We start from the raw sequence: 11,683 nt of genomic DNA, 5'->3' as shown, positions 1-11,683 counted from the left end.
GGACCCGATGGCGCCGCCCGCGCCTGCCTATGCTCCGCCGCCACCGCAGCCGGGGCCCGATTTCTCGTCGCTCGAGCGCCACCTGCTCAAGATCACGAGCCAGATCGAATCGCTGCAGCGTCCTGACAATACCGAGCAGGCGATCGCCGCCTTTCGCGGCGAGCTTGCCGAGATCCGTCACGCCATCACCGAGGCGATGCCGCGGCGCGCGATCGAATCGATCGAGAACGAGATCCGCTCGCTGCACCGTCGCATCGACGAGACCCGCTCGTCCGGCACCGACGGCCAGGTCCTGTCCGGCATCGAGCACGCGCTGTCCGACATCAAGCAGGTGCTGCGCACGCTGACGCCGGCCGAGCAGCTCACCGGCTATGACGAAGCGATCCGCAATCTCGGCGCCAAGCTCGATCTGATCCTGCGCGCCAATGACGATCCCTCGACGGTGCGCCAGCTCGAGGACGCGATCTCGGCACTCCGCGCCATCGTCTCCAATGTCGCGTCTAACGAGGCGCTGGTCCGGCTCTCCGACGACGTGCAGCTGCTGTCGTCAAAGGTCGACCAGGTCACCCGCTCTTCGGGCCACAGCGACAGCTTTGCGGTGCTGGAGCAGCGCATCGCGGCGCTCACCGCCGCGCTGGAAACACGCGAGCGGCCGGCGCCTGCCGAGAACACCGAACATCTGGAAGCCGCGATCCGCGCGCTGTCTGACCGTTTCGACCGCATGCAGGTCGGCAACGACTCCGCTTCGACCTTCGCGCATCTCGAACAGCGGGTCTCGTACCTGCTGGAGCGGATCGAATCCGCCTCCGATCCGCGCAACAGCAATCTGAGCCGCGTCGAGGACGGGCTGCACGACATCCTGCGGCACCTGGAACGGCAGCAGGCGACCTATTCCGCGCTGGCCGAGAGCCGCAATTCCGCGCCGCCTTCCGATTCCGGAATGGTAGATCTCGTGCAGCGCGAGCTCTCCGACATCCGCTTCAGCCAAGCCGAGACCAACCGGCACACCCAGGACTCGCTCGAAGCCGTTCACAACGCACTCGGCCATGTCGTCGATCGCCTCTCCATGATCGAGGGCGACCTGCGCGCGGTGCGCACGGCACCGCCACCCCCCGCGCCCCAGCCGATGCCGATGGCTGCCCTCATGGAGCCCGGGCCTCTGGAGCCCGCGCCAATGGCGCGCGAGCTGCGGCCGCAGCAACAGCAACCGAACTACGATCCGAAGCCGGAGCTCCCGAACCCGGCAGCCGCGCAACAACCACCGCAGGCCGCCTTCGTCGCCGCACCGCGCGAATTCCATGTCGCCGCACCGGCCGCGCCCCCGCCGCCGGTGCCGATGGCGCCGCCCACTCCGCCGCGCGCGATCAGCGAAATCCTTGAGCCGCACGCGGCGCCTGCGCGCGCTGCGCTCGCACCGGAATTGCCGCCGGATCATCCGCTCGAGCCCGGCACGCGGCCGAATGGACGCGTCGCCACGCCATCGGAGCGCATCGCCGCGTCCGAAAGCGCGATCAGCGAGATCCCCGCCGCGCCGAAGGAGCCGGTGTCGTCGTCGAGCTTCATTGCCGCCGCGCGCCGCGCCGCGCAGGCCGCTGCCGCGCAGCCGGAAAAGCCGACCCGCGGCGCCAAGGCCGGGGCCGATCGCTCAAAGGACAAGGGCAAGGACGGCGGCTCGACCTTCACCTCGAAGATCCGCTCGCTGCTGGTCGGCGCAAGCGTGGTCGTGATCGTGCTCGGCACCTTCAAGATGGCGATGAACCTGCTCGATGGCGGCAGCGCGCCGCCGGCGCCGCAGGCGATGGAGAGTTCGCCTGGCGAGCGGGCACCGCAAGCGCCGCCACCGCCGGTCGAGAGCAAGCCCGCCGCGCCCGAGCAGGTCACGCCGTCGATGACCTCGCCGACGCCGATCGGCCGGCAGTCGCAGAACAATGCCGTGCCGGCTCCCACAGCCGCTCCCATGTCCGCTCCCTTGGCCGCTCCCTTGGCCAACTCGGGCAGCGCGGCTTCGGTCGAAATTCCGCCCGCCCCCGCAGCAGCGGCGCCACCGCCGCCGGCGGCGAGCAGCGACGTCACCGGCGCGCTGTCAGGCACGAGCCGCGCCAAGCTCGGCCTCGTGCAGGTGCCGCCGAGCGAAAAGCTGCCTGACGGAATCGGCGGACCGGTGCTGCGCACCGCCGCGATGAAAGGCGATGCGACCGCGGCCTACGAGATCGGCGTGCGCTTTGCCGAGGGCAAGGGCATCGCAGCGAATTACGACGAAGCAGCGAAGTGGTATGACCGCGCGGCGCAGGCCGGCGTCGTGCCCGCGACCTTCCGCCTCGGCACGCTCTATGAGAAGGGCCTCGGCGTGAAGAAGGACGCCGACATCGCCCGCCGCTACTACACGCAGGCCGCCGAGCGCGGCAACGCCAAGGCGATGCACAATCTCGCGGTGCTCGACGCCGATGGCGGCGGACGCGGCGCCAACTACAAGAGCGCGGCGCAGTGGTTCCGCAAGGCCGCCGACCGCGGCGTCGCCGACAGCCAGTTCAACCTCGGCATCCTCTATGCCCGCGGCATCGGCGTCGAACAGAACCTCGCCGAGTCCTACAAATGGTTCAGCTTGGCTGCTGCCCAGGGCGATGCGGATGCGGCCGGCAAGCGCGATGACGTCGCCAAGCGCCTCGACCCGCAGTCGCTCGCCGCCGCCAAGCTCGCGATCCAGACCTTCAGCGCCGAACCGCAGCCTGACGACGCCGTCAATGTCACGGCGCCCTCCGGCGGCTGGGACAGCGCGTCACAGGAAAGCGCGAAGCCCGCACCGAAGCCTGTTGCGGTCAAGCGCTCGGCCTCGGCCGCGCGCTGATCGCGATCGTTCATCACGCTTTAAATCCCTGATCCGCCTGCGGCGAAAAACGCCACGGGCGGATCGATTCATGGTCCCTCCCGGCGGCGAATTCGGCTATTGAGGGGCGCGGCAATCGATCCGTCTCGCTGGCACGTGGTTCAATGCAGCTCTATCTCCCGATCGCCGATCTTCCGGTCAACGTCTTCCTGGTGCTGGCGATGGGCGCGGCGGTCGGCTTCGTCTCCGGCATGTTCGGGATCGGCGGCGGCTTCCTGATGACGCCGCTCCTGATCTTCATCGGCATCACGCCGGCGGTCGCGGTCGCCTCCGTCGCGAGCCACATTGCGGCCTCCTCCTTTTCCGGCGCATTGTCTTATTGGCGGCGGCGCGCGATGGACCCGGCGCTGGCAGGCGTGCTGTTATGCGGCGGCGTGACCGGCACGGCGCTCGGGGTATGGACCTTCACGCAGCTTCGCGCACTCGGCCAGCTCGACCTGATGATCGCGCTGTCCTACGTCGTGCTGCTCACCACCGTCGGCAGCCTGATGTTCTCCGAGGGCCTGCGCGCCCTGATGCGGACCCGGCGCGGTGCGGTGCCGCCCCGACGCACCCATAACTGGATCCATGGCCTGCCGCTGAAGATGCGGTTCAAGCGCTCGAAGATCTACCTCTCGGTCATCCCCGTGGTGATCGTCGGCATTGTGATCGGCTTCATCGGCGCCGTCATGGGTATCGGCGGCGGCTTCATCCTGGTGCCGATCATGATCTATCTGTTGCGGGTGCCGACCTCGACGGTGATCGGGACCTCGATGGTGCTCACCCTCGTCACGATGCTGTTCGCGACCATGCTGCACGCGATGACCAATCACCTGGTGGACGCCGTGCTGGCGCTGATCCTGATGGTCGGCGGCGTTACCGGCGCGCAGTTCGGCGCACGGGCCGGCCAGAAGATCCGCGGCGAGCAGCTGCGGCTGCTGCTCGGCCTCTTGATCCTCTCGGTCGGCGTCCGCTTCGCGGTCGAGCTGGTGATCAAACCCGAGGACCTCTTCACCATCCGCGAGCTGGGGGTGAGTGGATGATTCGCACACTCCTCGCAGCCCTTCTCGTCCTGCTGCTTGGCTCAGCCGCACGCGCCGAGCGGCTGATCGTGTCGGTCTCCAACCACCGTGTCACGGTGACGCCGAACTATTCCGGTGAGGAGCTGGTGCTGTTCGGCTCGGTGGAGAAGGACGCCACCACGCCCGCAGATCGCAAGGTTTACGATCTCGTCGTCACCGTGATGGGCCCGCGCGCCGACATGGTGACGCGGCGCAAGGAGCGCACCTTCGGCATCTGGATCAACACCGACTACCGGCAGTTCCTGCAGGTGCCGAGCTATCTGGCGCTATTCGCCAACCGCCCGTTCGACCTGATCACCTCGCCCGAGATCGCGCGCCGGCAGCAGATCGGGCTGAACAACGTGCTGCTGACCCAGCGCGTCAGCGGCGACTATGCCGACGTGGTGCCGAACGACCCGTTCCGCTCAGCCTTCATTCGCCTGCGCACCCAGCGCGGGCTCTATCGCGAGGATGCGAGCGCGGTGACGTTCCTGACGCCGACGCTGTTCCGCACCGGCATTCCATTGCCGGCGGAGGTGCCGATCGGGACGTATCAGATCGAGATCAAATTGTTCGCCGACGGCGCGTTGGTCACCAAGACCGAGACTGCATTCGAGATCGTCAAGGTAGGCTTCGAGCAGTTCGTCGCGAACACCGCACGGCAGCACGGACTCATCTACGGCCTCGTCACCGCGGCAATGGCGCTGATGACGGGCTGGATGGCGTCGATCGTGTTCCGGAAGGATTGAGGGGGCGTTGTCATTCCGGGGCGCGCAAGGCGCGAGCCCGGAATCCATTGATCAGCGGCAACGGTGGCACGATGGATTCTCAGATGCGCAATTGCGCATCATAGCTCGACGCTTCGCGTCGCCCCGGAATGACGGCCGACCTCACGGCGCCTCAATCACGGTCGGCACGCCCGGCTCCAGCAGGCGCAGCCGCGTCCCGAAGCCGAGCACGTCGAACGTTTTGCGCAGATCCTCGCCGTTCTGGCGGAAATGCGCCCAGCCTTCGGTATGCAGGGGCACGATCATCGCATCGGGAAAGGCGCGCGCGGTCTCGACGGTGTCGTTGGTGTCCATGGTGAGATGGAACGGTCCGCGCGTTTGCGCCGCGCCCGCGAAGGGCAGCACCACGCCGCATTTGAAGCGGCGCGCGACCTCGGCGACGCCGTCGAACCAGGTGGTGTCGCCGCTGATATAGACCGCTCGCGTGTCCTTCCGGCTCGATGACACCACGAAGCCGATGACGTCACCGGACAGCGGCTCGATGCCGGCCGGGCCGTGACGCGCCGGCGTTGCTGTGATCGTCAGCGAATTGCCGTAGCCGTCCTTCAGACGCGCGGTACCCCACGGCGCGAGCCCTTCGACATGGCCGCCGAGGCGTTTGGCGCCCGCCTCGGTCGTCAGCACGCGCTTCACCTTGCGCAGGAACTCGCGGCCGGAATTATCGAGATTGTCGGAATGCTGGTCGTGGCTGAGCAGGACGGCATCGACCGGGCCGATCGCGTCGGCCTTCATCGCGGGGCCGATGGTCTTTTCCAGCTTCACATGCGGCAGCTGGTAGGCGCCGGGCGCGTCGAAAGTCGGATCGGTGAGCAGGCGAAAGCCGTCAATCTCGATCAGTGCGGTGGGGCCGCCGATCAGGGTGATGGAAACGGGCATGAGGGAACTCCTCTACGAGACGGGCTTTGCGGGGCGCGTCACCAGGTAAATGCCGAGCGCCACCGGAATGATCCCGAGCAGATCGCGGGCCTCGACGTGTTCGCCGAGCACGATGTAGGCGAACAGTATGCCGAGCGGCGGCATCAGGAAATGATAGGCACTGGCGGCAGTGGCGCCACACACTTTCAGGAGATGAAACCAGAGCCAGTAGGCGAGGATCGAGCCGCCGAGCACGAGGAACGCGAATGCGCCGATCAGGCTCGGGGTGAAGTCGATCGCGTGGACGTCGGCAAAGGTCAGCGCGACCGGCGTCAGCACGATGCCGGCCGCGAGGTTCTGCACGCCGTTGCCGATCCACAGGCTTCCCTTCGGCGCGAGCAGCTTGAACAGGATCGTGCCGGCAACGATCGAGGCCAGCGAGGCCAGCGTGAAGATGATGCCGTGCAGCGAGTCAGTGCCGACTGAAAGGCGGTGCCAGACGATCAGCGTCACGCCGACGATTCCGAGCGAGAGGCCGCTCGCCTTGCGCCAGGTCATGCCTTCGCCGAGCAGGAGCGCCGCGAGCGCGGCGGTGAACACCGGATTTGCCGAGACGATCAGGCCGCCGAGGCCGGCGGAGACCGATTGCAGGCCGGTGTAGCCGAGCCCGAGATAGAGCGCGTTGTTGGCGATGCCGAGCACCGCGAAGATCGCGGCATCGCGCCACGACAGGGACCAGTCGCCGCGGATCAGCGTGGCGCCGAGGATCAAAATGCCTGCGAGCGAGAAGCGCGCGGCGAGCAGGATCAGCGGCGGGCAATGGGTGACGCCGATCTTGCCGGCGACGAAGGCGTAGCTCCAGAGCAGACAAAACAGTCCGATAGCGAGCGGCAACACGTTGAATCGACTGCGAGGGATGGACATTGAGGGGGCGAGCGACATGGCAGTTTCCCTTTGGGGGGCATTCTTCTGAGCCCTCGATCTAGGGACGCTGCTTGTCATTTGGAAATTAAATGATTAAATGCGGATCAGTGGATTTTCGAATGGAGGCGTCCATGCTCGACCTGGAGCTCCTGCGCAGCTTCGTCTCGGTGGTCGAGGCCGGCGGCTTCACCCGCGCCGGCGAGCGCGTTCACCGCACGCAATCGACCGTCAGTCAGCAGATCAAGCGGCTTGAGGAAGACGTCGGGCAGGTGCTGTTGCACCGTGACGGCAAGGACGTGCGTCCGACCGAAGCCGGCGAGCGGCTGCTGTCCTATGCGCGGCGGCTGCTCTCGCTCGCCGAGGAGGCGCGCGACGTGTTGCGCGAGCCCGACAGCGAAGGCGCGATCCGGCTCGGCATCCCCGAAGATTTTGCGGCGTACCGGCTGGCAAAGCTGCTGGGTGCGTTCTCGCGCTCGCATCCGGCGCTGCGGCTGGATGTGCGCGCCGACCAGAGCAAAAACCTGTCCCGCGACCTCGAACGCGGCGAGCTCGACCTTGCGCTATTCAAGCGCGAGGCCGGCGCGAAGGCCGCGATCGCGGTGTGGCCCGAGCGGGTGCACTGGGTCACCAGCAAGAGCCATCCGATCGATGTCAACGCGTCGTCGGTACCGCTGATCGGCTTTCCGCCTGGGTGCATCTATCGCGCCGGCGCCATCCACGCGCTGGAAAGCGCCGGCCGCGCCTGGCACATGGCCTATTCGTCATCGAGCCTTGCCGGCATCCAGGCCGCGGTCGCCGCCGGCATGGGCTTGAGCATCATGTCGGAGATGTCGATCCAGTCCGACCATCGCGTGCTGACCGCGAAGGACGGCTTTGCGCCGATCAACCGGACCGAGATGGCGCTGATGGCCTCGCCGGAGGCGAGCCCGGCAACGCTTCGGCTTGCGGATCGCCTCGCGGAGTTTTGCGATGCAGTGCAAGCGAAGGCGGCGTGAGTTCGCGGGATGGCCAGGACGCGGCAATGAATTTCAGCGACGTGCCGCTTAATTCGCCGCCGGCACCAGCCTGTCCCCCCGCACGAATTGGCGTAGAACTTGCCGCCGCATTGGCGCTTGATGGCGGCGCAACGCGCCGCGGGCGACGCATCTTGTGGAAGAATAAGGCCGCAGCTCAAACCGTCGGCACCGTGGCCGCGGCGGCGAACGCAGCGCTGGAGGCGGTGATACAGACGACGAGAAAGGTGGCTGCAGCGATTTCGATCAGCAGTCTCATGGGACGTCTCCTCCACACTGATGGCTGAATCTGCCGCCATTCTAGCGGCAAATTCAGGTTTCTCGGTGCCCGTCCGGGTTCCCAAACCGGCCCGTTCCTTGCATAAATTTACGCCAGCGCAGTGCACGGCCGCACCGGCGGCAGTTCCGGTGCAGTGGCAAGGCGCGTAGGGTGAGTAGTGTTCTCGCGACCAGGAAGTGACAGCTTTGCAAGATTCATCGTCCCAGCCCAGTTTTCCCGCCCCCGGGCAGCCGATCGACGAACTCGCGCTGGCTGAGATCAAGGGCACGATCCTGGCGAAGCTGCGCCTTGCCATCGGCAAGGACGCCGGCATGGCGACCAGGCACGACTGGTATCAGGCCGCGGCGCTCGCGCTGCGGGACCGCATCGTGCATCGCTGGCTCACGGCCGAGAAGCGCAGCTACGATGCGGGACGCAAGCGGGTCTATTATCTCTCGCTCGAATTCCTGATTGGCCGTCTCTTCACCGACGCGCTGAACAACATGGGGCTGCTGAAGATCTTCGAGGTCGCGCTCGGCGATCTCGGCGTCTCGCTGCCCGAGCTGCGCAAATGCGAGCCGGACGCGGCGCTCGGCAATGGCGGCCTGGGGCGGCTTGCCGCCTGCTTCATGGAGAGCATGGCGACGCTGTCGATCCCCGCGATCGGCTACGGCATCCGCTACGATTACGGCCTGTTCCGCCAGATCATCAATCAGGGCTGGCAGCAGGAATATCCGGACGAATGGCTAAGCTTCGGCAATCCCTGGGAATTGCAGCGCCCCGAGGTGATCTATGACATTCATTTCGGCGGCGGCGTCGAGCATGTTGACGACAAGGGCCGCGACCGCGCGATCTGGCATCCGGGTGAGACCGTGCAGGCGATCGCCTATGACACGCCGATTGTCGGCTGGCGCGGCCACCACGTCAATGCGCTCCGCCTGTGGTCGGCACGCTCGCCCGATCCGCTGAAGCTCGACGCCTTCAACAAGGGCGACTATGTCAGCGCCAGCGCCGAGCAGGCGCGCGCCGAAGCGATCTGCAAATTCCTCTATCCGAACGACGAGAGCCCGGCCGGCCGCGAGCTGCGGCTGCGACAGGAATATTTCTTCGTCTCGGCCTCGCTGCAGGATCTCGTGAAGCGGCATCTTGCATCCGACGGCCAGTTGCGCAGCCTGTCGGCCAAGGTCGCGGTGCAGCTGAACGACACCCATCCGAGCCTCGCCGTCACCGAGCTGATGCGCATCCTCGTGGACCTGCACAATTTTCGCTGGGACGAGGCCTGGAAGATCACGGTCGCCACTCTCTCCTACACCAATCACACGCTGCTGCCCGAGGCGCTCGAGAGCTGGCCGGTCGAACTGTTCGAGCGGCTGCTGCCGCGACATCTCGAGATCATCTACCGCATCAACGTGCAGCATCTGGCGCTGGCCGAATCGCGCTGCCCGGGCGACATCGACTTCCGCGCCTCGGTCTCCCTGATCGACGAGAAGAGCGGCCGCCGCGTGCGCATGGGCCAGCTCGCCTTCGTCGGCTCGCACCGCATCAACGGCGTCTCTGCGATGCATTCGGACCTGATGCGCGAGACCGTCTTCCACGATCTCAACCATCTCTATCCCGGCCGCATCACCAACAAGACCAACGGCATCACCTTCCGACGCTGGCTGATGCTGGCGAACCCGAAGCTGACTGATTTGTTGCGCGAGACCTGCGGCGAGGCCGTGCTCGACGATCCGACCCAGCTCAGCCTGATCGAGGCCCGCGCCTCCGACGTCGAATTCCAGAAGAAGTTCCGCAGCGTCAAGCATCACAACAAGACCGCGCTCGCGCGCCTGATCGTCGAGCGGCTCGGCATCCAGGTCGACCCGAGCGCGCTGTTCGACGTGCAGATCAAGCGCATCCACGAGTACAAGCGCCAGCTCCTCAACGTCATCGAGACCGTCGCGCTGTACCAGTCGATCAAGGACGATCCCAACGGCAACTGGGTGCCGCGGGTGAAGATCTTTGCCGGCAAGGCGGCGGCGAGCTATCGCTACGCCAAGCTGATCATCAAGCTGATCAACGACGTCGCCGAGGTCGTCAACAACGATCCTTCGATCGGCGGCAAGCTGAAGGTCGTCTTCCTGCCGGACTACAATGTCAGTCTTGCCGAAGTGATCATTCCCGCGGCCGACCTCTCCGAGCAGATCTCGACCGCCGGCATGGAAGCTTCCGGCACCGGCAACATGAAGCTGGCGCTCAACGGCGCCATCACTATCGGCACGCTCGACGGCGCCAACATCGAGATCCGCGACCATGTCGGCGCGGAGAACATCGCGATCTTCGGCATGGAGGCCGGCGACGTGATGATCCGCCGCAAGCAGGGGCTCGATGCCTCCGACGTGATCCGCAGTTCGCCAAAGCTACAGCGCGCCATCAATGCGATCGGCGCCGGCGAGTTCTCCCCCGGCGATCCCGGCCGCTTCGAATCCATCGCGCACGCGCTGCGCTATCTCGATCACTATATGGTCAGCGCCGATTTCGATTCCTATTACGAGACGCAGCGCGCGATCGATGCACGCTGGCAGGTCGCGCCAGCCTGGACGCGGGCGTCCATCCTCAATGTCGCGCGCATGGCGTGGTTCTCCTCCGATCGCACCATCCGCGAATATGCCGAGGAGATCTGGAACGTGCCGGTGAATCCGATGATGCCCTCCTTCCAGGAGGCGGAGGACCAGCGCGGCGCGACCGGCTGATTTTCCGCAACGTGAAATCGGCTACCCCTGAGGTAATTGCACAAGCCGGCGACGGACGTGATATGACGTCCGTCATTGAAAGCCGGATCAAACCAATGCACGCGAAACTTCCACATCCCTTCGACGACGCCACCCGCATCACCGCAGGCGACAGCAGCTGGCAGGGGCACACCAGCGACGATTACTGGGCCTTTGTCGGCCCGTTCGGCGGCGCCACGGCCGCGACCATCCTGCGCGCGCTGATCGATCATCCGCAAGCCTCCGGCGACCCGCTGGCACTGACCGTCAATTACTGCGCGCCGATCGCGAAGGGCCCGTTCGATCTCGACGTTCGGCTGGTGAAGGCCAACCGCTCCAGCCGGCACTGGAGCGTCGAACTGTCGCAAGGCCGCGGCGAGGTCGCGACACTCGCCACCGCTGTGTTCGCCGAGCGCCGCCCGTCCTGGGAGCACAGGGTGGCGACATGTCCGGACACAAAGCCATTCGAGCAGACGCTGCCGTTCCCGAAGATCCAGGCGTCCTGGGCCAACCAGTATGAATTCCGCTTCGTCGAAGGCGAGATGCGGCTCGGTCCGCCGCAGGCCGAGCTGGCCAGCACCTATTCGAAACTCTGGATCAGCGACCGCACGCCGCGCAGGCTCGACATGCTGTCGCTGATGTCGATGTCGGACGCCTTCTTCGGCCGCATCTTTCACGCCCGGCGCGAACTGGTGCCGTTCGGCACGGTGTCACTGACGACCTATTTCCACACTGATAGCGTGGAGCTCGCAGCCGAGGACATCACCCGCGTGCTGGCGACTGCCGATTCGAAGATCATGCACAAGAGCTACGCCGACCAGAACGCCGAACTGTGGTCGCCGAACGGCCGCCTGCTCGCGACCACGACGCAAATCGCGTATTTCAAGGCGTAGCTGCGTCGTCGTCCCGGACAAGCGCAGCGAAGCGGAGCGCCGATCCGGGACCCATAACACAGGAAGTGGTTTGGCGAGGACTCGTGGTTGTCAGCCTCGCACCACAACTTCTCCCTGGGGTTATGGGTCCCCGCGTTCGCGGGGACGACACTGAGTGTGTGGTTCGCGTCAATATACCAATCGGGATAGGGGGGCGTCTCGCGACGCCGCCCCTCCCACACCACCGGACATACGGGTCCGTATCCGGCGGTTCAGCGGATTATGCGGGCCGCGGTGC

General features: G+C 66.1%; 8 protein-coding genes. 6 read left to right on the top strand and 2 right to left on the bottom strand.

The genetic code is table 11. The features are described 5' to 3' along the window. The 3 genes from AC629_RS31420 to AC629_RS31410 form a co-directional block, all read left to right on the top strand. A partial coding sequence (locus AC629_RS31420; RefSeq protein WP_084808715.1) for a tetratricopeptide repeat protein occupies positions 1-2,845 on the top strand: 2,845 nt, incomplete at its 5' end. Between the two features lie 143 nt (positions 2,846-2,988). Further along, on the top strand, positions 2,989-3,906 hold the full coding sequence (locus AC629_RS31415; RefSeq protein WP_084808712.1) for a sulfite exporter TauE/SafE family protein: 918 nt from the start codon (positions 2,989-2,991) through the stop codon (positions 3,904-3,906). Then, positions 3,903-4,673 (top strand): TIGR02186 family protein, encoded by a 771-nt coding sequence (locus AC629_RS31410; RefSeq protein ID WP_084808711.1) that lies wholly within the window; start codon positions 3,903-3,905, stop codon positions 4,671-4,673. The genes AC629_RS31415 and AC629_RS31410 overlap by 4 nt, the downstream gene beginning before the upstream one ends. A 141-nt stretch (positions 4,674-4,814) precedes the next feature. Here AC629_RS31410 and AC629_RS31405 read toward each other — a convergent pair whose 3' ends face one another. Further along, positions 4,815-5,588: an MBL fold metallo-hydrolase gene (locus AC629_RS31405; RefSeq protein ID WP_084808710.1), complete on the bottom strand. Its 774-nt coding sequence runs from the start codon at positions 5,586-5,588 to the stop codon at positions 4,815-4,817. 12 nt (positions 5,589-5,600) lie between these two features. Then, positions 5,601-6,509, bottom strand: a complete 909-nt coding sequence (locus AC629_RS31400) for a DMT family transporter (protein ID WP_084808709.1) — start codon at positions 6,507-6,509, stop codon at positions 5,601-5,603. Between the two features lie 113 nt (positions 6,510-6,622). Here AC629_RS31400 and AC629_RS31395 point away from each other — a divergent pair, with 113 nt between their 5' ends. The 3 genes from AC629_RS31395 to AC629_RS31380 all read left to right on the top strand — a co-directional run bounded on the left by AC629_RS31395 (position 6,623) and on the right by AC629_RS31380 (position 11,406). After that, positions 6,623-7,486, top strand: a complete 864-nt coding sequence (locus AC629_RS31395) for a LysR family transcriptional regulator (RefSeq protein WP_084808714.1) — start codon at positions 6,623-6,625, stop codon at positions 7,484-7,486. A gap of 483 nt (positions 7,487-7,969) precedes the next feature. Continuing rightward, complete coding sequence (locus tag AC629_RS31385) at positions 7,970-10,495, top strand: glycogen/starch/alpha-glucan phosphorylase (RefSeq protein ID WP_084808708.1); 2,526 nt, start codon at positions 7,970-7,972, stop codon at positions 10,493-10,495. A 95-nt stretch (positions 10,496-10,590) separates the two neighbouring features. Next, positions 10,591-11,406 (top strand): acyl-CoA thioesterase, encoded by an 816-nt coding sequence (locus AC629_RS31380; protein WP_084808713.1) that lies wholly within the window; start codon positions 10,591-10,593, stop codon positions 11,404-11,406. Positions 11,407-11,683: the final 277 nt, after the last annotated feature.

Origin of the sequence: Bradyrhizobium sp. NAS80.1 (assembly GCF_001908205.1) — a bacterium.
GTDB lineage: Bacteria > Pseudomonadota > Alphaproteobacteria > Rhizobiales > Xanthobacteraceae > Bradyrhizobium.
Note: the sequence above shows the minus strand (reverse complement) of the source record. Positions and strands in the feature narration are given on the sequence as shown.